Raw genomic sequence first — 20,527 nt, 5'->3', positions numbered from 1 at the left:
CGCGCTGGGCGCTGTTAGGCTCGCCCGATGGGAGATGTTCGGCGGAGGCGCTTCCGGACCGCGCATGGGACCAACCTGTCGTACCTCCACGCCGGCGATCCCGCACGGCCGACCGTCCTGCTGCTGCACGGATTCCCGAACTCGGCCCGCGGCTTCCACGGCGTCATCCCCGCGTTGGCCGACCATGCGGAGGTCGTTGTGCCGGACCTGCCCGGCTTCGGCGACTCCGATCCGCTGCCCGCGACCTCGTTCGCGGCCTTCGCCGGGGTGATCGCCGATCTGCTCGAGCACCTCGCGGTCGGCCCGCGCTACATCTACCTGCACGACTTCGGGGCGCCGGTCGGCCTCACGATCGCGATGGAGCAGCCCGACCAGGTGCTCGGGCTGATCGTCCAGAACGCCAACGCCCACCGCACCGGCTTCGGCCCTCAGTGGGGCGACACGCTCGCCTTCTGGGCCGACCCCAACCCGCGCAACGAGGCGGCCGCCACCGCTCATCTGACGCTCGACGGGATCCGCGACCAGTACGTCGCCGGCGTCCCCTCCGACGTCGCGGCCCGCATCTCCCCCGACGCCTGGGAAGAGGACTGGCGCGTCATGTCACTGCCCGGCCGCCGCGACGCGCAGCGCAACCTCGTCGCCGACTACGCCCGTCACGTCGACCGGTTCGACGCGATCGGCGACTACCTCGCCGCGGCGCAGCCGCCGGCGCTGATGCTGTGGGGGCGGCACGACGCCTTCTTCGACATCGCCGAGACGCTGTCGTGGATGCACGACCTGCCGCGCATGGAGGCCCACGTCTTCGACGCCGGCCATCTCCTGCTGGAGACCCACGCGCCCCAGGCCGCCGCGCTGATGCGCGACTTCGTCACGGCGACCGCGCCCGCGCGCGGGCGGGCCGCCCGGTGACCGCGCAGCTCGGCCAGGACGAGCGGATCTTCCCCTCCTCGCCCGCCCGCGCTCACGCCGCGAACCTCGCCGCGTTGATCTCGGCGAAGTGGACGAGGTCGGCGGGAAGCTGGCCCTTCGGGTAGATCGCCTTGACGGGGCAGGACTCGAAGCAGGCGTCGCAGTCGATGCACTCGCCCGGATCGATGTAGAGCATCTCGGCCTCCGCGAAGCCCGCTTCGTCGGGGGTCGGGTGGATGCAGTCGACGGGGCAGACCTCGGTGCAGGAGGCGTCCTTGTTGCCGACGCATCTGTCGGTGATCACGTAGCTCATCGCAGTGCGGCCTCCTTCCCGGCCGCCGCCCCCGCCGCCTGCAGCAGCTCGGCGACCGTCGTCAGCTTCACGCGCGGCCGGCCGGCGGGCTCGCCGGCGGCGCGCTCGGCGGCGTCGATCGACTGCCAGCCGGCCTGGTCGACGAGGTCGGGCACCCGCTCGCGCAGCGCCCGCTCCACCGCGTCGGCCTCCGGCACCGGGCGGCTGCCGAGCACGCCGGCCTCGGCGTCCTCCAGCAGCGCCTTCGCCGTGTCGATCGCGCATCTCTTGTTCGTCCCGATCACGCCGGACGGGCCGCGCTTGATCCAGCCGGCGACGTAGGTGCGCGCGGCGCCGGTCACGCGACCGCGGCCGTCGTTGGGGATCAGGCCGCTCCGCTCGTCGAACGGGAGGCCCGGAACCGCGACGCCCCGGTAGCCGATCGCGCGGAAGACGATCCCGGCGGGCAGCTCCTCCGTCACCTCGGTCGGCTGCGCCCGCACGACGCCCCGCTCGTCGCGCACGAGGCGGTTGCGGACGACCCTCACCGCCTCCACCCGCCCGTCGCCGACGAGCTCGACCGGCGAGGCGAGGAAGCGCAGCACGACGCGCTTGCGCGCCGCCGCCGACGGCCGCCGCCGCGCGTAGCCGCCAAGGATCTCCAGCGTCTGCTCGACCGTCTCGTCGAGCTCGGCGTCGGCGACGAGCGGGTCGACCTCCAGATCGCGAGGATCGACGACGACGTCGGCATCGCTCAGCTCGCCCAGCTCGAGCAGCTCCGGGTTGGTGAAGGCCGCCTGGTGCGGGCCGCGCCGGCCGAGCACGACGATCTCGCGGATCCGCGACGCGGCGAGCGCCTCGATCGCGTGATCGGCGGCGTCGGTGACCGCCAGCTCGTCGCCCGTCAGCGTCAGCATCCGCGCGACGTCGATCGCGACGTTGCCGTTGCCGATCACGATCGCGCGCTCGCCGGAGAGGTCGAAGCGGCGGTCGCGGAAGTCCGGGTGGCCGTTGTACCAGCCGACGAACTCGGTCGCCGAGTGCGACCCCGGCAGCTCCTCGCCCGGCACGCCGCTGCGCCGGTCGATCGCCGTGCCGACGGCGTAGACGACGGCGTGGTGCCAGTCGAGCAGTTGCTCGTGCGCGACGTCGCGGCCGACCTCGACGTTGCCGAAGAAGCGGAAGCCCGGCCGGCTCGCGATCTTCTCGAAGACGCGCGAGACCGACTTGATGTTCGGGTGGTCGGGCGCGACGCCGCCGCGCACCAGCCCCCACGGCGTCGGCAGGCGGTCGAAGAGGTCGACCTCGTGCCCTGCGGCGAGGAGATGGCCGGCGGCGAAGAAGCCCGACGGCCCCGCCCCGACGATCGCAATCCGCATCAGTGATGGCCTCCGTTCGGCGCCGGCTTGCGCCAGCGGTGCAGCGACGGGTCGAGCAGCGGGTGGAGCGCGCCCTCGGGCAGCCACGCCAGCGTCTCCAGCTCGAGCGCGTCGAGGTAGCCGACGTGGCCGGTCTTGAGATCCTCGATCCGCAGCCGCGGACCGTTGCCCTCGTGGTCGATCGACACCGCGACCGCCGCGAACTCGCTGACGACCTCCCCGACGCCCATCAGATCAGGAACGCGAGCGTGAAGATCGCGCGGTCGTTGTTGACCAGCTCGATCTTCTTGTACGCCATCCGCAGACCGTCGCCGGTCGGGCGCAGCCTGTACGTGCTGCGGCCCGCCCACAGCGTGACGCCGCGCTCGCGCGACTCGTAGAGGACGAAGTTCGCGCCGACGACCAGCTCGCCGCCGTCGCCCGCGCCGTCGAGCAGCTCGACGTTGGAGACGACCCGGCGGGTCCGCGACGGCGGCGCCTGCGCGTGGCGCTTGCCGGTCTTCAGCTGCTTGACGCGCGTCGCGATCCGCGAGCGGTTGTCGAAGATGATCGACATCTCCCTCGTCGGGTCGATCGCGTCGCCGTTGGCCGGCACCCAGTAGAGCGCGTCGTCGGTCCAGAGCGCCTCCCACCCGTCGTAGTCGTGCTCGTCCTGCATCCGCGCCTCGCGGTAGACGAACTGCTCGACCTCCAGCAGCAGGTCGCGGTTCACCGTCGCGCCGCTCATGCCCCCGCCTCCATCAGCCGGCGGTAGTGCCTCCAGATCGCGCGCTGCGGGACCTCGTCGGTCGCGTCGCCGACGAGGTGGCCGTCCTCGTCGAGGCGCTCGCGGTGCGTCCCGCGCTTGAGCACGACCCACTCCGGCGAGCGGGCGTGGACGCCGCGCTGGTTGCGCTCGTACATCTCGGAGTCGTCGGCGAGCAGGAAGCCGGCCGGGCCGACCGACCCGATCGTCTGCTGCAGCATCCGGCGGTTCATGTCCGGCGCGCCCTTGTACTGGACCGCGGTGACGTGCTGGACGGTCTCGTCGACCGCCAGCGGCTGGATCACGAACAGCTGGATCTCCGCGATGAAGAGGTTCGGGAACAGCATCACGTGCGGCGAGCCGTCGATCAGCAGCTCGCGCGCCTGCTCGACCCCCTTCGCCGCCTCCAGCTGCGCGACGTAGTCGGGCACGCGGTCGGGCGTCGTCCCGAACCAGCCGAGCGGCTGCCCGATGCGACGGAACTCCGGCCGCAGGTCGTTCTCGGTGTGGCCGTTGCCGAGGTCGCGCGACAGCGCCGTCGACTCCTCGCCGTAGAGCTCGCCGATGCCGCTCTGCGCGACGCTGAAGATCGACGAGTGGACGAACTGCGGGTGGTAGCCGTCGGTCTCGTTCTCGACCAGCATCTTCCAGTTCGCCTTCACCTTGTGCTGGAGCCAGCCGGCGCTCAGGTCGAGCTCGCCGCTCGGCGACAGCGCGACGAGGCGGTCGAGCGCCTCCCGCGCCGCGCCGAGGTGCTCCAGCAGCGTCGGCCCCTCCTCCGCGAAGGAGCCGAAGACGAAGCCCTCGTAGATGCCGATCCGCGCCACCCGCCCGAGGCCGAGCTCCCGCTTCGCCTCGCGCCCGTCGTAGCCGCTGTTGAACGGGTAGCCGAGCAGTCTCCCCGTGTTCGAGAAGGTCCAGCCGTGGTACGGGCAGCGGAAGGCGCTCGAGTTGCCTCTCGGGGCGTCGCAGACGAGGTTGGCCCGGTGGGTGCAGCGGTTGAGCAGCAGGTGGATCTCGCCCTGCTTGTCGCGGGTCATGATCACCGGCTGGGGTCCGATCGACTTGACGACGTAGTCGTTGGGCTCCGGCACCTCGCTGACGTGGCCGACGAAGACCCACGTCCGGTACCAGATCCGCTCGAGCTCGGCCTCGTAGATCGCCGGGTCGGTGTAGAGCGAGCCGTGGACGCGGTCGTGCTCGATGAGCCGATCCCATCCGGCTGTGGCGTCGACAGTACTCATGCGCTCCATCCTAACACGAAAATGGACAGTGTGTCCGAACAAGATGTCCGATCAACCGCCGAGCGCCATCCCGCCGGAGACGCCGAGGTTCTCGCCGGTGACGTACGACGCCTCCTCCGAGACCAGGAACGAGACGGCGGCGGCGACCTCCTGCGGCGTCCCGAGCCGCTTCAGCTGCGTCTGCTCGGTCACGACCGCGATCGCGTGCTCGCTCATCTCGCGCAGCAGCGGCGTCTCGATCGGCCCCGGCGAGCAGACGTTGGCGGTGATCGCGAAGCGCGCGTTCTCGCGCGCGATCGACTTCGTGAAGGCGATCACCGCGCCCTTGGCCGCCGCGTAGGCGGCGTTGCCCTTCGAGCCGATCCGGCCGGCCTCCGAGCCGACCGTGACGATCCGCCCCCAGCCGCTCTCCTGCATCCCGGGCAGCACCGCCTGCGTGCACGACAGCACGCCGTCGAGGTTGACGGCGAGAATCCGCTTCCACGTCTCGTAGGGGACCTGCGTGAACCAGCCGAAGTGATCGGCGCCGGCGTTGTTGACGAGGATGTCGACGGGGCCGAGCCGCTCGATCGCCGCGACGGTCGCGGCGTGGTCGGCGACGTCGAAGGCGACGGCGCGCGCGCCGATCCGCTCCGCCTGCTGCCGCGCCGCGTCGAGCTTGCGGCCGGTGAGGATCACCTCCGCGCCGTCGGCGACGAGGCGCTCCGCGATCGCGGCGCCGATGCCGTACGAGCCGCCGGTCACCAGTGCCGTGCGTCTCATCGGCCCCGGTACTCCGGCGCGCGCCGCTCGATCACCGCCGCGAGGCCCTCGCGCGCGTCCTCGCTCCCCGACAGCTCGGCGACCGTCCGCGCCTCGTCGGGCAGCCGCGCCTCGACCGTCGCGCCGAGGCCCTCCCACAGCAGCCGCTTCGTCTGCCCGTAGGCGAGCGTCGGCCCGGCGGCCAGCTCGCGCGCGAGCGCCATCCCCTCCGCGCGCGCGGCGCCGTCGTCGACGACGCGCGTGATCAGCCCGATCCGCAGCGCCTCCTCTGCCTCGATCGCCGGGTTGGTGAGCGCGATCTCCATCGCCTTGCGGAAGCCGACGAGATGGGTCAGCGTGACCGAGCCGCCGGCGTCGGGCGCCATCCCGACGCGCGTCGCGCCGAGCATGAACGTCGCCGAGCGCTCGGCGATCACGAGATCGGAGGCGCAGACCAGCCCGAGCCCGCCGCCGCCGGCCGCGAAGCCGTGGACGGCGGCGATCACCGGCGCCCGCAGCCGGATCAGCGCCGAGGCGGAGATCTGCAGCCAGCTGGTCGCCTCGCGCAGGTAGTCGGGCAGCGCCTCGCCCTTGGCGGCGAAGGTCTTGACGTCGCCGCCGGCGCAGAAGTGCCTCCCCTCCCCGGTCACCAGCACCGCGCGGGCGCGCGGCTCGCCGTGGATCCGCATCACCGCCTCATACAGCGCGCGCAGCAGCGGCACGTCGAGGCCGTTGGAGGCCTCCGGCCGGTTGAAGCGCAGGTGCGCGACGGCGCCGTCGAGCTCGAGCAGGACCGGCCCGTCGGCGATCAGCGTCTCGGACATCACGTTCTCCCTCCGCCTGTGAACGACGCGATCCCCGCGCCGGCATCCTCACCCGTCAGGTGCTCGACGACGACCCGGCGCTCGAGCGCGAGCCCGTCGGCGAGCGGCAGCTCGAGGCCCTCGCGGATCAGCCGCTTCGTGCGCGCCTGCGCCGCCCGCGACTTGCCGGCGAGCCTCGCGACCACCTCGGCCGCGACCGCGTCGAGCCGCGCTGCCGGCACGGCCCGGTGGGCCAGCCCCCACGCCGCCGCCTCCGCGCCGGAGAGCCGCTCGCCGAGCAGGATGTGCGCGCTCGCGCGCTGCCGGCCGACCAGCCGCGGCAGCAGCTGCGAGCCGCCGCCGCCGGGCACCTGGCCGAAGTTCGAATGGTTGTCGGCGAGCTTCGCCTCCTCGGCGACGAGCGCGAGATCGGCTGCCTGCATCAGCTCGAACCCGCCGGCCATCGCGTAGCCCTCGACGACCGCCACGACCGGCACCTCGACCGTCGCGACGAGCGCGCAGGCGCGCCCGAAGGCGGCGAACAGCTCCGCCATCGCCTCCGGGCCCCGCGCCCGCAGCGCCTCCAGCTGCTTGAAGTCGCCGCCGACGCAGAAGTTGCCGCCGGCGCCGCGGATCTCGATCACGGCGACCTCCGGCGCCAGCGCTTCCAGCGCGGCCGCCAGGCCCTCGGCCAGCTCGACCGTGATCGCGTTCATCGCCTGCGGGCGGTTGAGCGTGATGCGGCCGACGCCGTCGGCCACCTGCGTCAGGACGGGTTGCTCGCCGCTCATGCGACCGTGCTCCTCTCTCGTGTTCCGGCGACGACGCCGCGCTCCAGCAGCCGGCCGATCTCGGCGTCGCCGCAGCCGAGCACCTCCGCGAGGATCTCCTCGGTGTGCTCGCCCAGCAGCGGCGCGCGGCGCGCCGGCTGGCGCTCCAGGTCGGCGAAGTGCAGCGGCGAGCCGGGCATCAGGTACCTGCCCAGGCCGGGATGCTCGACCTCGCTGAAGAGCGGGTTGGCGGTCGAGCAGCGATCGTCCTCCTCGACCAGCTGCTTGAACGTCTGGTACGGCCCCCACGAGACGCCGGTGCCGGCGAACGCGACGCGGATCTCGCGCATCTCGCGCTGCGCGAACCACGGCCGTAGCAGCGCGGCGATCAGGTCCCGCCCCTCGAAGCGACCGGCCTCGGTGCCGAGGTCGTACCCCGTCGCCCGCTCGACGCTCGCACACGCCTCGTGGAGCCCGGTCACGTCCTGCAGCGCCCGCCACTGCCGCGCCGTCAGCGCGACGACCATCACGCGCCGGCCGTCGCGGGTCTCGAAGTCGTGGCCGAAGGCGCCGTAGAGGTAGTTGCCGTCCTTGGGCTGGTCGCGGCCGCCGAGCTGCGCCTCGGCGATGCGGCCGAGGTTGCCGACCATCGCGAAGGCGACGTCGGAGAGCGCCAGCCGCACCAGCGTCCCCTCCCCGGTCCGCGCTCGCCGCCGCTCGGCGGCGAGCAGTCCGGTCGTCGCCAGCGTGCCCATCGCCACGTCCCACGCCGGCAGCACGCTGTTGAGCGGCTCGGCGAGGTTGCGCGGGCCGGTCGCCCACGGGAACCCGGTCGCGGGGTTGACGGTGTAGTCGACCTCGCTGGAGCCGTCCGGGTTGCCGGTCAGCGCGACCATCACGAGGTCGCGGCGGCGCGCCTGCAGCACGTCGTGGGCGAGCCAGCCGCGCGCGGGGAAGTTGGTCAGGAAGAGGCCGGCGTCCTCGCCCGACGCGGTGATCAGCGCCTGCGCCAGCTCGCGCCCCTCGTCGGAGCGGAGGTCGAGCTGGATCGACCGCTTCCCCTTGTTCAACCCGGCCCAGAAGAGGCTCTGACCGTCGGGGGCGAGGGGCCAGCGGTCGCGGTCGAGGCCGCCGCCGATCTGGTCGAAGCGGATCACGTCGGCGCCGAGCTGGGCGAGCGTCATGCCGCCGAGCGGCGCCGCGACGAACGCGGAGCCCTCGACGACGCGCATGCCCGACAGCACGCCGCTCATCCAAGGATCTCCGCGACGACGTCGCGCGCGGTCTCCGCGCACGACTGGGTGCCGCCGCTGCCATAGTCGCGCACGCCGTCGCCGACGTTCCAGAGGTTGTCGAGCGGTGTCTCGCGCGGCATCTCGTAGCCGGAGAGCGCCCGCTGCGCCGGCCAGTCGCCCTGCATGACGCGCGCGTCGATCACCTCCGCCTCGGCCATCCCCGGCAGCTCGGCGCGCAGCTCGTCGAGCGACAGCTGCAGCTCGCGCTCCGCGTCGAACGGGCCGACCGCCGGCCGCGGCACCGCGTAGACGACGGTCAGGTGCTTGCCCTCCGGCGCCAGCTCGGGGCAGGTCGCGGTCATGTTGCCGGCGTTGCAGACGCGCTCGGTGTTGGAGAAGACGATCAGCCCGGGCGTGTCGAGCAGCGGCTCGTCGCTGGCGACGTGGATGATGAAGTTGGCGGTCGGCTTCGACAGCCTGCGGATCGAGGCGACGTAGTCGGCGCCGAGCGCCTCCTCGCCGGCGAGCGCGATCGTCGCGTCGGGGCCGGCGTTGGAGACGACGGCGGCGCAGCCGACCTCGATCTCCTCGCCGCCGCGGCGGATCGTCGCGCCGGTGACGCGGCCCTCCTCGCTGTGCAGCGCGACGACCTCGCTCTCCAGCCAGATGCGGCCGCCGTCGCGCTCGACGACGTCGGCGAGCGCCCGGCAGACGCCGATCGTCCCGTCGGGGTGGAAGCCGAACTTGCGGAAGGCCCCCTTCTCCATGAAGTACGTCAGGAACGCCTTCGCCGGGATCTCGTCGGCGTTGACGGCGAAGATCGCGGCGGCGAGGTTGCGGAAGAGGCGGTGGACCGTCTCGTTGGAGGTCGCTCTGGCGATCCACTGCTCGAGCGTCAGCTGCTCCTCGGGGTAGTCGCCGCGCTTGGCGCTGCCGAGCTGGGTGAGGACCTTCGCGCCCTTCTTCGTGATCCGGTCGAGCAGGAAGGCCCAGCCGCCCTTCGCCGGGTTGACCGTCTTGCCGCCGACGCGGAAGACGTTCGCCGGGTCGGGGAAGCGCAGCGCGAACTCGGCGCCGACCTCCCTGAAGGTCTCCTCCATCGCGCCGCCGTACTCGATCGCGACCGCGCCGGTGTTGATCGTGTAGCCGTCCTGCTCGAACGAGGAGGCGCGGCCGCCGACGCGATCGGCGCGCTCGACCAGCAGCGGTCTGCGGCCGGCGGCGGCGAGCCGCGCGGCGGCGCAGACGCCGCCCATCCCGGCCCCGATCACCAGTACGTCCGTGTGCTCAGACATTGCTCTCCCGTCTCTCTGCGTCAGCGTCCGCGCCAGACCGGCGGGCGCTTCTCGGTGAAGGCGCGGGCGCCCTCGCGGGCGTCCTTGGAGGTTGCGATCGGCTCGACGATCTCGGCTTGGCGCTCCCAGAACTCGGCGTCGTCCCACGACCACTGCCGCTGCAGGATCCGCTTGGCGCCGATCAGCGCCAGCGGCGCGTTCGCGCCGATCTCGGCGGCCAGCTCGAGCGCGGTCGCGAGCGCCTCGCCGGGCTCGGTGAGGCGGTTGAGCGCGCCGACCTCCCACGCGCGCTCGGCGGTGATCAGCCCGCCGGTCAGCGCCAGCTCCATCGCCAGCGCGGAGGGCAGCAGGCGCGGCAGCCGCCGCAGCCCGCCGCCGGCGGCGACGAGGCCGCGCTTGGACTCTGGGATCCCGAGCTTGGTGCCACGGGCGGCGACGAGCAGGTCGCAGGCGAGCGCGATCTCGAGGCCGCCGGCGACGGCGAACCCCTCCAGCGCGGCGATCAGCGGCTTCTCCGAGGCCCGGCGGACGATCCCGCCGAAGCCGCGGTCGCCGACCCACGGCCGCTCGCCGGTCTCGGCGAACCGCTTCAGGTCCATGCCGGCGCAGAACCCTCTGCCGGCGCCGGTCAGCACGCCGACGCGCAGGTCGTCCTCGGCGTCGAGCCGGTCGAGCGCGGCGGCGATCCCCTCCGCGAGCGGACGGTCGACCGCGTTGCGGACCTCCGGGCGGTTGAGCGTGATCACGAGCACCGGCCCGCGGCGCTCGGTCAGCAGCGGCGCGGAGGCGCTCATCCCAGCTCCGCCCCGACGATCGAGATGAACGAGACGCACGTGCCGGGGCGCCCGCCGAGGTTGTGCGTGAGGCCGAGCCTGGCGTCGGCGATCTGCCGTGCGCCGGCCTCGCCGCGGAACTGCAGCCAGCACTCGAACAGCATCCGCAGGCCGCTCGCGCCGACCGGGTGCCCGAACGACTTCAGCCCGCCGTCGGGGTTGACCGGCAGCTCGCCGTCGAGGTCGAAGGCGCCGTCGAGCTCGTCTCTCCACGCCTCCCCGCACGCGGAGAAGCCCATGTCCTCCATCAGCACCAGCTCGGTCGGCGTGAAGCAGTCGTGGACCTCGGCGAGCGACAGCTGCCGGCGCGGGTCGGTGATGCCGGCCTGCGCGTAGGCGTCCCGCGCCGAGGCGACGACCTCGTCGAAGGTCGTGTAGTCGTAGCCGGGGTCGATCGGTCCACTGGCCGGTCCCGCGATCACCGACAGCGCCTTCACGAACATCGGCCTGTCGGTGTATCTGTAGGCGTCCTCGGCGCGCACGATCAGCGCGCAGGCGGCGCCGTCGGAGACGCCCGAGCAGTCCATCACCCCGAGCCGGCCGGCGACGCGGCCGGCGCCGGCGTCGATCTTCTCCTTCGGCACCTCCTTGCGGAACTGCGCCCGCTCGTTCTTCGCCCCGTTGACGTGGTTCTTCCACGCGACGTGGGTCATCGCGTCGCGCATCGCCGCCGGGTCGACGTCGTACTTGCGGCAGTAGGCCGGGTCGAGCAGCGAGAAGGCCGCCGGCGCGGTCAGCGTCTCCTCCGGCGCGGTGCCGTCGCCGGCGACGTTGGAGCGGACGAGGCCGGAGTAGCCGGTGTCCTTCAGCTTCTCGACGCCGACCGCCATCACGCGGTCGTAGGCGCCGGCGGCGACGGCGTAGCAAGCGTTGCGGAACGCCTCCGAGCCGGTCGCGCACATGTTCTCCACGCGCGTGACGGGCTTGTAGTCGATCCCGAGCGGCTTCGACAGCACGGTCCCCGACTGGCCCGAGTTCATCGTCCCGAGCCAGTAGGCGTCGACCTCCTCCTTCGGCAGCGCGGGCGTCGAGGCGAAGCACTGCTGCGTCGCGTCGACGAGCAGGTCGTCGGCGCTTCTGTCCCAGTGCTCGCCGAACGCCGTGCAGCCCATGCCGACGATCGCGACGCGATCCTTGATGCCTCTGCTCGCCATCAGGCTGGCCTCGCCTTCCAGAAGTAGTTGTGCACGCCGCCGCTGGTGTAGAGCCGGCGGAAGGTCAGCTCCAGCGGCGTCCCGATCTCGATCTCCTCCGGCGACGCGTCGGCGGCCTCGAGCGTGTAGCGGCCGCCGCCCTCGAAGTCGACGACGACGTCGATCATCGGCGGCGAGGGCGAGAAGGCGAGCCGGTCGACCGTGTAGGTCGCGACGCGGCCGGGTTGCCGCGACAGCGGCGCGCGCTCCATCGCGTCGACCGCCCGGCAGTTGACGCAGACGCGCCGCGGCGGGACGTGGACCTGCCCGCAGGCGGTGCAGCGCGAGCCGACGAACGCGAACTTCCAGCGCTCGGAGCGGTGGGAGGGCGGCCCGGCCGGGCGGCCCGGCTCGGGCCGGCGCGGCGGCTCGCGCTCGAGCAGCCCGCGCCACGTCAGGTAGGTCGCGTACCGCAGGTCGCGCCCGCCCTCGACCAGCTGCGCGACCGTCCTGGCCGGCCGCGCGCGCTCGATCGCCGGCTCGACGCGCAGCACCGTCGCGTCGCAGCCGTCGGCGGCGACGACCAGCAGGATCGTCTCCCCCGGTCGGGCGCGGTCGAGCGCCGCGGCGAGCCGCAGCCCCGGGTCGGCGGCGCCGCTGTAGCCGATCGCCGGCGCCTCCTCCGCGATCCGCCCGGGATGCCGCTTGGCGGCGGTCGCGGCCGCGCGCGCGTGCGGCGAGGAGACGATCACGCGATCGGGCTCCTCGACCCCCGCCTCGGCGAGCGCGCGGCCGACGGCGTCGGCGATCAGCGGCAGGTAGGCCTCGACGCCGAAGCGCTCCTCCCACTGCCCGCTCGCCAGCTCGCCGGGCCTGCGCCAGCGGTCGAGGAACTCGGCGGTCGCCGACGCCTCCGCCAGCACGGTCGCGATCGGCTCGCCGGCGCCGAACAGGAAGGCCGCCGCCGCGTCGCCGCCGGCCCGCTCGTCGGCCGAGCCGGGACGGCCGGTGCGCAGGTCGCTGAGCACGGCGAGCCCGCCGCCGGCCGCCGCCTGGCGCAGCGCGCCGACCGCGCCGCGGGCCGAGCCGACGAGGTCAACCGCGAACCCCTGGCGGTCGAGGTCGAGCGCCGCGTGGATCGCGGTCGCGTTGGTCTTGTCGGCGTAGGCGGGCGCCGTGGTGGCGAAGTGGATCGCCGTCGGCGCGGCGCCGTTCGCGAGCGCCGCGCGCGCCGCCTCGACGCCCATCGTGGTGCTGTCCTCGTCGTAGGACGCCACCGCGCGGGCGCCGCTGCCGCCGCCGCTCCCGAGCGCTGCGCCGAGCTCGGCGTGGCGCAGGCGGTGCCGGGGCACGTAGGCGCCGTAGGAGAGGATTCCGTGAGCCATACACAGACCGTACACAGCGTCCGGACAGGCCGTACAATTGCGTCCGTGCATCCCGTACACGCCACCGACATCCGCGTTCAGCGCGCCGGGGCCGTCGCCCACATCGAGCTGAACCGCCCCGAGGCGCTCAACGCCTGGACCCCGGAGATGGGCCGCGAGCTGCTTGCCGCGCTGCGCTCCGCCGCGACCGACGACGCGGTCCGCGCCGTGCTGATCACCGGCGCCGGCCGCGCCTTCTGCGCCGGCGCCGACGTGAAGGTCCCGCGCGAGCTGGAGCCGGACGGGTCGCCCGACCTGCACAGCCGCCTGGAGCAGATCTACAACCCGATCGTGCTGGAGCTGCGGCGGATGCCGAAGCCGGCCGTCGCCGCCGTCCACGGCGCCGCCGCCGGCCTCGGCTGCTCGCTCGCGCTCGCCTGCGACCTCGTCGTCGCGGCCGAGTCGGCGACCTTCCTGCTGGCGTTCATCCACATCGCCGTGATGCCGGACGGCGGCGTCCTCCCCCACCTCGTCGCGCGCGTCGGGCCGGCCCGCGCCGCCCAGCTCGCGATGCTCGGCGAGAAGCTGCCGGCGGCGACCGCGCACGAGTGGGGCATCGTCAACGAGGTCGTCGCCGACGACGAGCTGCGCGCCGCCGGCGAGCGGCTCGCCGCCCGCCTCGCCGCGATGCCGACGACAGCGCTCGCGTCGATCAAGGAGATCGTCAACGCCTCGCTCGGCGGCGAGCTGGAGCCGCTGCTGGAGCTGGAGGCCCGCGTCCAGCAGCGGCACGCGACGACCGCCGACTACGCCGAGGGCGTCGCCGCCTTCAAGGAGAAGCGCCGCCCGCGCTTCACCGGCCGCTGAGGCGGCGAGGCGAGCGCCGCGGCCGCCGCCTCACGCGAGCGCGAGCCCGAGCGCCGCGCGCCGGCGCAGCAGCGGCGCGGCGCGGTAGCGCTCCTCCCGCAGCTCCTGCTGGAGCCCGTCGAGGATCGCGAGCACGTGCGCGCCTCCGAGCGCCGCCGACCAGGCGACCGGCCCGCGCGGGTGGTTGACGCCCAGCTCCATCCCGGCGTCGACGTCCTCCGGCGCGCCGTTGCCCTCGCCGATCAGGAAGGCGGCCTCGTTGACGAGCTGCGCGACGACGCGGCCGAGCACGAGGCCCGGCCCGTCGCCGACCCACTCGGGATGGCGGCCGAGCGTCCGCACCAGCTCCTCGGCGCGCTCGGCGGCGACCGGATCGCTCGCCTCCGTGCGCGTCAGCTCGACCAGCCGCGCGCCGTCGAAGGGCGCCAGCAGGTGGATCCCGACCGCGCGCGGGTCGCTGAGGTGGAGCGAGGCGCCGGCGAGGAACAGCGCGCGCGGGGCGGTCCCGCCCGCGCCAGCCGCGCCGCCCGCACCCGCCGCGCCGCCCGCGCCAGCCGCGCCGCCCGCACCCGCCGCGCCAGCCGCGCCAGCCGCGGCGATCGCGAGGTACGGCTCGGCGTGCGCGCCGACGTCCCAGCCGGCGGCGCGCGCGGCCGTGCGCAGCGCGTCGAGCGCCGGACCGTCGCCGTCGATCGCGAGCGGACGGCCGTCGCCGCCGCCGGCGGCCGGCGGCTCGGGGTCGGCCGGGCGGCCATCCCCGTCGCCGTAGCGGTACCAGCCCTGCCCCGTCTTGCGGCCGAGGCGCCCGGCGGCGACCATCCGCGCCGCGAGCGGCGAGGGCCGGTAGCGCGGCTCCAGCGTCTGGCGGTAGAAGCCCTCGGCGACGGCGTGGTTGGTCTCGATCCCGATCAGGTCCATCAGCTCGAACGGGCCCATCCGGAAGCCGCCGCCCATCCGCATCGCGCGGTCGACCTGCTCGACCGTCGCCTGGCCGTCCTGGACGACCCGCAGCGCCTCCAGGAAGAACGGTCGGTTGACGCGGTTGACGAGGAAGCCGGCGACGTCGGCGGCGTCGATCACGCGCTTGCCCATCGCCTCGCCGACCGCGCGCGCGGTCGCGACGACCTCCGGCGCGGTCGCGACGCCGGGGACGACCTCGGCGAGCCGCATCACCGGCGCGGGGTTGAAGAAGTGCAGGCCGACGACGCGCTCCGGCCGCGGCGTCCCCGCCGCGATCTCGGCGACCGACAGCGACGAGGTGTTGGTCGCGAAGACGCAGTCGGGAGCGGTGATCTCGGCGAGCCGCGCGAACAGGTCGAGCTTCAGTTCGAGGCGCTCGGGCGCCGCCTCGATCACCAGCCCGCACGGCGCGAGCGCATCGAGCGAGGCGGCCGGCTCGACGCGGGCGCGGATCGCCGCCGCCTCGGCGGCGTCGAGCCGCCCTCTGGAGACCTGCCGGTCGAGACCCGCGGCGATCGTCGCGAGCCCGCGCTCGAGCGCCTCCGGGACGGGGTCGTGCAGCAGCGTCCGGGCGCCGGCCTGCGCGGCGAGCTGCGCGATGCCCGCGCCCATCGTGCCCGCGCCGACGACGCCGATCGTGTTCGGGATAGCCATGGCGGCGACGGTACCGCATCGGGCACTCTGCTCATTCATAGTGTCCGGACATACTGTACGATCAACCGATGAGCACCCTCGAGCATCCCTCGACGTCGATCTTCAGCGACGTCCACGACCAGCTGCGCGAGTCGATCCGCTCGTTCGTCGACCGCGAGATCGCGCCGCACGCCGCGGCCTGGGAGCAGACGACCTACCCGGACGCGATCGTGCGGCGGATGGGCGAGCTGGGCTTCCTCGGGCTGTCGATGCCCGAGGAGTACGGCGGCCAGGGCGGCGACTACTTCACCAACATCGTGCTCGCCGAGGAGATCGCGCGCGGCGGCTCCGGCGGCCTGCTGATGGGGCTCTCCGTCCACACCGACATGGTGATGCCGCCGCTGCTCGAGTTCGGCACCAAGGAGCAGAAGCGGCGCTGGCTCCCGGCCGGGATCGCCGGCGAGACGATCTTCGCGCTCGGGATCACCGAGCCCGACGCCGGCTCCGACGTCGCGGCGATCACGACCCGCGCGGTCCGCGACGGCGACGACTGGGTCATCAACGGCGCCAAGACCTACATCACCAACGGCCATCGCGCCGGCATGATGCTGACGGTCGTCAAGACCGACCCCGACGCCGGCTACGACGGCTTCACGACCTTCCTGATCCCGATGGACACGCCCGGGATCGTGCTGGAGAAGCCGCTCCAGAAGATGGGCATGCACGCCTCCGACACCGCGCTGATCGCGCTCCAGGACGTGCGCGTCGGCCCGGAGGCGGTGCTCGGCGAGGTCGGCCGCGGCTTCCACCAGATCATGTGGGAGCTGCAGGCCGAGCGCGCGATCGCCTCCGCCGGCTGCCTCGCCTACGCCCAGCGCGCCTTCGACCTGACGCTCCAGTACGCGCTCGAGCGCCGGACCTTCGGCAAGCCGCTCGGCAGCCACCAGGCGATCCGCCACAAGTTCGCGCGGATGGCGATGGAGCTGGAGGCGACCCGCCGCCTGATCTACGCGACCGCCGCCGACTACGCCGCCGGCAGGTACAACGTCCGCGAGATCTCGATGAGCAAGCTGAAGGCGGCGCAGGTCGCCTGGATGGTCGCCGACGAGTGCGTGCAGATCCACGGCGGCGCCGGCTACGTCAGCGAGTACCCGGTCGAGCGGATCATGCGCGACCTGCGGCTGTACCGGATCGGCGCCGGCGCGGACGAGATCATGCTTGATGTGATCGCGAAGACGTACGGTCTTTAGACTGTCGCGGCGATGCCGTCCGCGACACGCAAGCCGCAGAGCAGACGCGCCGCCCGGCGCGAGGCCATCCGCGACCGCCTCCTCGAGGTCGTCCAGCGCCTGCTGGACGACGGCGAGAGCTTCACCGAGATCAGCGTCGAGCGGATGGTCCAGGAGGCCGGCATGTCGCGCTCGACCTACTACGTCTACTTCGAGGACAAGGGCGACCTGCTGCGCGCCTGGTTCGGCGAGATCGAGAGCGAGATCGCCGCGGCGGTGTCGGGCTGGTGGGAGATCGACGCCGACTCCTCGCGCGAGGACCTGCGCGCCGCGCTGGCGAGGGTCGTCGAGGTCTACCACCCCCACGCCCCGCTGATGGCCGCGACCTACGACGCCGCCGAGTACGACCCGAGCGTGCGCGAGCTGGTCAACGCGATGATGGGTGCGAACATCGCCAGCCTGCGCAAGCACATCCGCAACGGCCAGGCGGCCGGGTTCATCGACCCCGACCTGCCGCCGGCCGAGACGGCGCAGTGGCTGACGTGGATGGCCGAGCGCGCCTTCCACGTCTTCCTGCGCGGCCTCAGACCGGCGCAGCTGCGCACCCAGATCGACGCGTACACGGCGATCGTCTGGAACACGCTCTACGCGCCGGTCCGCACCGGCGCGTAGGTCGCGATCAGCGCCCGCCGAAGCGCGGCTCGCGCCGCTCGACGAAGGCGGCGATGCCGTTGCGCACGTCGGCTGTCAGCGCCAGCTCGGCCATCACCCGCCGTTCGGTGTCGAGCTGCTCCGCCCACGAGCTGGCGCTCGCCGCGCCGATCAGACGGCGCAGGTGGGCGAAGGCGCGCGTCGGGCCCTCCGCCAGCCGCCGTGCGGTCCGCTCAGCCTCGGCGGCCAACTCTGCCGCGGGCACGACGCGGCTGACAAGTCCCCAGTCGGCCGCCTCGGCCGCCGTCAGCACCCGGCCCTCGGCGAGGAACTCCCACGCCCGCCGCGCGCCGGCGAGCCGCGTGACCGCCCACGAGCTGCCGCCGTCGCCGCTCATCCCCAGCCGCGCGAAGCCCGAGGCCAACCGCGCGTCGTCGGCGGCGATCACGAGGTCGGCGCACCACAGCAGCCCCAGCCCGCCGCCGGCCGCGGCGCCCTGCACCGCGGTGACGACGGGGGCTTCCAGCGCGCCGAGCTGCGCCAGCGCGGCGTGATAGCGGGAGATCATCCGCTGCAGCTCGGTCGGCAGCTCGTCGCCGACGCCGTGCAGGTGGCGCAGGTCGCCGCCGACGGTGAAGTCGGGGCCGTCCGCCTCGATGAGGACGGCGCGCAGGCCGGCGCGGGCCGCGCACGCCGACGCCGCGTCGAGCAGCTGGTAGGCCATCGCGCGGTCGATCGCGTTGCGGGCCTCGGGCCGCCGCAGGCGGAGGCGCGCGAGCCCGTCCTCGAAGCGGAGCGAGACGACCTCCGACGCGCTCATCGATCCCCTCCCTCGCTCAGCGCGACGCGCCACAGCGCCGTGTCGGTCCACTGCTCCAGCGCCGTCAGGCCGCCGGCGCCGCCGCTCCACAGATGCGCGAAGCGCGCGTCGACGCGGGCGCTGGTCCCGCGCGCGACGCCGCGGTAGGCGCCGGTGACGAGCAGCCTCCCGTCGGCGCACGGCACCCACTCCTGCGGCTCCGCGACGACCTTGAAGGCGCGCCCGATCGACCACCAGCCGTCGCGCACCATCGCCTCGGCGCCGCGGTGGACGCCCGCGCCGGCGGGCATGCCAGCGGCGATGCGGCCCTCGAACTCCGGCGCCAGCAGCGACAGGACGACCTCGCCGTCGCCGCCGCCGAGCGCCTCGTAGAGCCGCTCGACCGCCCGTCTGAGCGCCTCAGCCGACGACGCCGGCATCGCGAAGCCCTGCGATCTCATCGGCGCTCACCCCCCACTCGGCCAGCGCAGCGTCGGTGTCGGCGCCGGGCTGCCGCGGCGGGATCCGCAGCGTCCCCGGCGTGCGGCTAAAGCGCGGCGCGGGCGCCGGCTGCACCACGCCCGCGAACTCGGCGAAGGTCGACCGCGCGACGTTGTGCGGGTGGGCCGGCGCCTCCTCGGGCCGGTAGACGGCGGTCGCGCACGCCTCCTCGCCCTCCAGCAGCTCGGCCCACTCGGCGCGCGTGCGGCTCCCGATCACGGCGGCGATCCGCTCCTTGAGCTCCGGCCAGCGGGCGCGGTCGTGCTGCGGCATCTCCTCCGCCGGCAGCTCGAGCAGCTCCAGCAGGCGGGCGTAGAACTGCGGCTCGATCGCCCCGACCGCGACGTGCTCGCCGTCGGCCGTCTCGTAGACCTCGTAGAAGTGGGCGCCGGAGTCGAGCAGGTTCTCGCCGGGCGCCCCCGGCCACTGGCCGCCGGCGCGCAGCGCGTGGACGATCGTCGTCAGCACGGCCGTGCCGTCGACCATCGCCGCGTCGACGACCTGCCCGCGGCCCGAGGCGCGCGCCTCGACGATCCCGCAGACCAGTCCGAAGGCGAGGAACATCGCGCCGCCGCCGTAGTCGCCGACGAGGTTGAGCGGCGGGAGCGGGCGCTCGCCGCTGCGCCGCATCGCGCCGAGCGCGCCCGCGACCGCGATGTAGTTGACGTCGTGGCCGGCGACCTGGCTCAGCGGCCCCTCCTGGCCGTAGCCGGTCATGCGGCCGTAGACGAGCCGCGGATTGCGCGCGTGGACCGCCTCGGGACCGAGCCCGAGCCGCTCCATCACGCCCGGGCGGAAGCCCTCGATGAGGGCGTCGGCGCCCGCGCAGAGCCGCAGCACGAGCTCGGCCGCGCCGTCGGCCTTCAGGTCGATTCCGACCGAGCGGCGGTTGCGGTTGGTCAGGTTCCAGGCGCCGCTGCCGAGCCCGTCTCCAGCGGGCCGCTCCAGCCGCACCACGTCGGCGCCCATGTCCGCGAGCAGCATCGCCGCGAACGGCCCGGGGCCGATCGAGCCGATCTCGACGACGCGGACGCCTTCCAACGGGCCTGCCTGTGCCATATCCTCTCCAGACATCGTGTCCGGACAGAACGTATCATTCACAGCGGAGGCCAACGCCGTCGCCGCCGCGGCCGGCATCCACGCGCTCGTCCTGCCGACCCCGTTCGGCGTCGGCCCGGTCAACGTCTACCTGATCGAGGACGAGCCGCTGACGCTGGTCGACTGCGGCCCCAACGTCGCGACCGGGCTCGGGCTGCTCGAGCGGCTGCTCGCCGCGCGCGGCCACCGGCTCGCCGGCCTCGGCCTCGTCGTCGTCACCCACCAGCACATCGACCACACCGGCCTCGCGCGCGCGATCGCCGAGCGCGCCGACGTCGAGATCGCGTGCCTCGACGCGCTCGCGCCGGTGCTGAGCAGATGGGACGAGCACGGCGTGCTCGACGACGACGACGCGCGGCGGCTGATGCTCCACCACGGCGTCGAGCCCCACGTCGCCGACGCGCTGCGGGCGGTCGCCGACGTCGTGCGCGGCTACGGCTGCTCGGCGCCGGTCCACCGGCCGCTGCGCGACGGCGAGCGGCTCGCGCTGCGCGACCGCGCGTTCACGGTGCTCCACCGGCCCGGCCACTCGCCGTCGGACATCGTCCTGCACGACGCCGAGGGCGGGATCGCGCTGACCGGCGACCACCTGCTCAGCGGCGTCTCCTCCAACGCCGTCATCACGCGCCCGCTCGGCGCGTGGGACGGTCGCCGGCCCGAGCCGCTGCTGCAGTACCGCGCGTCCCTGAAGGCGACGCGCGAGCTGGCCTTCGAGGTCGGGCTCGGCGGCCACGGGGAGCCCGTGACCGGCCATCGCGAGCTGATCGACGAGCGGCTGCGCGCGCAGGAGCGACGGGCCGCCCACTTCCACGACCTGCTCGCCGGCGGGCCGTTGTCGGCGCATGAGCTGGCGACCGCCCGCTGGGGGCCGATCGCGATCACCCAGGCGTTCCTGACGCTGTCGGAGGTGCTCGGCCACCTCGGCCTGCTGATCGCCGACGGCGTCGTCGCCGAGGACCGCAGCGGCGACGTCGTCCGCTTCCACCGCAGCTGACGAACCCGGCGTCCATGATGTCCGGACGGGCTGTGCGCTCCCCAGCCGCGGT

Annotated in this window: 22 protein-coding genes; 5 read left to right on the top strand and 17 right to left on the bottom strand. The window is 73.9% G+C overall.

Annotated features, from left to right (window positions below):
- Nucleotides 1–27 precede the first annotated feature (27 nt).
- On the top strand, nt 28–909 hold the full coding sequence (locus BDZ31_RS17435; protein ID WP_183343633.1) for an alpha/beta fold hydrolase: 882 nt from the start codon (nt 28–30) through the stop codon (nt 907–909).
- Between the two features lie 52 nt (nt 910–961).
- Here BDZ31_RS17435 and BDZ31_RS17430 read toward each other — a convergent pair whose 3' ends face one another.
- From BDZ31_RS17430 to BDZ31_RS17370, 13 genes are read right to left on the bottom strand one after another with little or no spacing between them, the layout of a single operon-like run.
- Nucleotides 962–1,222, bottom strand: a complete 261-nt coding sequence (locus BDZ31_RS17430) for a 4Fe-4S dicluster domain-containing protein (protein ID WP_183343632.1) — start codon at nt 1,220–1,222, stop codon at nt 962–964.
- A complete protein-coding gene (locus BDZ31_RS17425; RefSeq protein ID WP_183343631.1) occupies nt 1,219–2,580 on the bottom strand; it encodes an FAD-dependent oxidoreductase in 1,362 nt (453 codons plus the stop codon). Before BDZ31_RS17425 ends, BDZ31_RS17430 begins: the two co-directional genes overlap by 4 nt.
- The gene (locus tag BDZ31_RS17420; protein WP_183343630.1) at nt 2,580–2,810 is read right to left on the bottom strand and encodes a hypothetical protein; all 231 of its coding nucleotides are present in this window, start codon (nt 2,808–2,810) and stop codon (nt 2,580–2,582) included. The genes BDZ31_RS17425 and BDZ31_RS17420 overlap by 1 nt, the downstream gene beginning before the upstream one ends.
- Entirely contained in the window at nt 2,810–3,307 is a 498-nt protein-coding gene (locus BDZ31_RS17415; RefSeq protein WP_183343629.1) for an aromatic-ring-hydroxylating dioxygenase subunit beta, read from the bottom strand. Before BDZ31_RS17415 ends, BDZ31_RS17420 begins: the two co-directional genes overlap by 1 nt.
- On the bottom strand, nt 3,304–4,569 hold the full coding sequence (locus BDZ31_RS17410) for an aromatic ring-hydroxylating oxygenase subunit alpha (RefSeq protein ID WP_183343628.1): 1,266 nt from the start codon (nt 4,567–4,569) through the stop codon (nt 3,304–3,306). Before BDZ31_RS17410 ends, BDZ31_RS17415 begins: the two co-directional genes overlap by 4 nt.
- A 51-nt stretch (nt 4,570–4,620) precedes the next feature.
- The gene (locus BDZ31_RS17405) at nt 4,621–5,331 is read right to left on the bottom strand and encodes an SDR family NAD(P)-dependent oxidoreductase (RefSeq protein ID WP_183343627.1); all 711 of its coding nucleotides are present in this window, start codon (nt 5,329–5,331) and stop codon (nt 4,621–4,623) included.
- Nucleotides 5,328–6,134, bottom strand: coding sequence for an enoyl-CoA hydratase/isomerase family protein (locus BDZ31_RS17400; protein ID WP_183343626.1), 807 nt, complete (start codon nt 6,132–6,134; stop codon nt 5,328–5,330). Before BDZ31_RS17400 ends, BDZ31_RS17405 begins: the two co-directional genes overlap by 4 nt.
- Nucleotides 6,134–6,904 (bottom strand): enoyl-CoA hydratase/isomerase family protein, encoded by a 771-nt coding sequence (locus tag BDZ31_RS17395; protein WP_183343625.1) that lies wholly within the window; start codon nt 6,902–6,904, stop codon nt 6,134–6,136. The genes BDZ31_RS17400 and BDZ31_RS17395 overlap by 1 nt, the downstream gene beginning before the upstream one ends.
- The gene (locus tag BDZ31_RS17390) at nt 6,901–8,136 is read right to left on the bottom strand and encodes a CoA transferase (protein ID WP_183343624.1); all 1,236 of its coding nucleotides are present in this window, start codon (nt 8,134–8,136) and stop codon (nt 6,901–6,903) included. Before BDZ31_RS17390 ends, BDZ31_RS17395 begins: the two co-directional genes overlap by 4 nt.
- A complete protein-coding gene (locus BDZ31_RS17385) occupies nt 8,133–9,413 on the bottom strand; it encodes a phytoene desaturase family protein (protein WP_183343623.1) in 1,281 nt (426 codons plus the stop codon). Before BDZ31_RS17385 ends, BDZ31_RS17390 begins: the two co-directional genes overlap by 4 nt.
- A gap of 20 nt (nt 9,414–9,433) precedes the next feature.
- Nucleotides 9,434–10,207 carry a crotonase/enoyl-CoA hydratase family protein gene (locus tag BDZ31_RS17380; RefSeq protein ID WP_183343622.1) on the bottom strand — a complete coding sequence of 258 codons (774 nt, stop codon included), beginning with the start codon at nt 10,205–10,207 and terminating at the stop codon, nt 9,434–9,436.
- Nucleotides 10,204–11,400: an acetyl-CoA acetyltransferase gene (locus tag BDZ31_RS17375; protein ID WP_183343621.1), complete on the bottom strand. Its 1,197-nt coding sequence runs from the start codon at nt 11,398–11,400 to the stop codon at nt 10,204–10,206. The genes BDZ31_RS17380 and BDZ31_RS17375 overlap by 4 nt, the downstream gene beginning before the upstream one ends.
- On the bottom strand, nt 11,400–12,764 hold the full coding sequence (locus BDZ31_RS17370) for a zinc ribbon domain-containing protein (protein ID WP_183343620.1): 1,365 nt from the start codon (nt 12,762–12,764) through the stop codon (nt 11,400–11,402). Before BDZ31_RS17370 ends, BDZ31_RS17375 begins: the two co-directional genes overlap by 1 nt.
- Nucleotides 12,765–12,809: 45 nt before the next feature.
- Here BDZ31_RS17370 and BDZ31_RS17365 point away from each other — a divergent pair, with 45 nt between their 5' ends.
- Nucleotides 12,810–13,610, top strand: a complete 801-nt coding sequence (locus BDZ31_RS17365) for an enoyl-CoA hydratase-related protein (RefSeq protein WP_183343619.1) — start codon at nt 12,810–12,812, stop codon at nt 13,608–13,610.
- Nucleotides 13,611–13,640: 30 nt separating this feature from the next.
- Here BDZ31_RS17365 and BDZ31_RS17360 read toward each other — a convergent pair whose 3' ends face one another.
- The gene (locus BDZ31_RS17360) at nt 13,641–15,224 is read right to left on the bottom strand and encodes a 3-hydroxyacyl-CoA dehydrogenase NAD-binding domain-containing protein (protein ID WP_183343618.1); all 1,584 of its coding nucleotides are present in this window, start codon (nt 15,222–15,224) and stop codon (nt 13,641–13,643) included.
- Nucleotides 15,225–15,292: 68 nt separating this feature from the next.
- Here BDZ31_RS17360 and BDZ31_RS17355 point away from each other — a divergent pair, with 68 nt between their 5' ends.
- Nucleotides 15,293–16,453 (top strand): acyl-CoA dehydrogenase family protein, encoded by a 1,161-nt coding sequence (locus BDZ31_RS17355; protein ID WP_183343617.1) that lies wholly within the window; start codon nt 15,293–15,295, stop codon nt 16,451–16,453.
- A 12-nt stretch (nt 16,454–16,465) separates the two neighbouring features.
- Nucleotides 16,466–17,104 carry a TetR/AcrR family transcriptional regulator gene (locus tag BDZ31_RS17350; RefSeq protein ID WP_183343616.1) on the top strand — a complete coding sequence of 213 codons (639 nt, stop codon included), beginning with the start codon at nt 16,466–16,468 and terminating at the stop codon, nt 17,102–17,104.
- Between the two features lie 7 nt (nt 17,105–17,111).
- Here BDZ31_RS17350 and BDZ31_RS17345 read toward each other — a convergent pair whose 3' ends face one another.
- From BDZ31_RS17345 to BDZ31_RS17335, 3 genes are read right to left on the bottom strand one after another with little or no spacing between them, the layout of a single operon-like run.
- Nucleotides 17,112–17,903 (bottom strand): enoyl-CoA hydratase/isomerase family protein, encoded by a 792-nt coding sequence (locus BDZ31_RS17345; RefSeq protein ID WP_183343615.1) that lies wholly within the window; start codon nt 17,901–17,903, stop codon nt 17,112–17,114.
- A complete protein-coding gene (locus BDZ31_RS17340) occupies nt 17,900–18,343 on the bottom strand; it encodes a nuclear transport factor 2 family protein (RefSeq protein ID WP_183343614.1) in 444 nt (147 codons plus the stop codon). Before BDZ31_RS17340 ends, BDZ31_RS17345 begins: the two co-directional genes overlap by 4 nt.
- The gene (locus tag BDZ31_RS17335) at nt 18,303–19,442 is read right to left on the bottom strand and encodes a CaiB/BaiF CoA transferase family protein (protein ID WP_221243143.1); all 1,140 of its coding nucleotides are present in this window, start codon (nt 19,440–19,442) and stop codon (nt 18,303–18,305) included. The genes BDZ31_RS17340 and BDZ31_RS17335 overlap by 41 nt, the downstream gene beginning before the upstream one ends.
- 16 nt (nt 19,443–19,458) lie before the next feature.
- On the opposite strand from BDZ31_RS17335, the gene BDZ31_RS17330 reads away from it, so the two are divergent.
- Nucleotides 19,459–20,475: an MBL fold metallo-hydrolase gene (locus tag BDZ31_RS17330; RefSeq protein ID WP_183343612.1), complete on the top strand. Its 1,017-nt coding sequence runs from the start codon at nt 19,459–19,461 to the stop codon at nt 20,473–20,475.
- The last annotated feature ends 52 nt before the right edge of the window (nt 20,476–20,527 follow it).

The sequence above is a fragment of the Conexibacter arvalis genome (genome assembly GCF_014199525.1).
GTDB classification, from domain to species: Bacteria; Actinomycetota; Thermoleophilia; order Solirubrobacterales; family Solirubrobacteraceae; genus Conexibacter; species Conexibacter arvalis.
The sequence above is the reverse complement of the archived record's forward strand: the minus strand, read 5'-3'. Positions and strand labels throughout refer to the sequence as shown.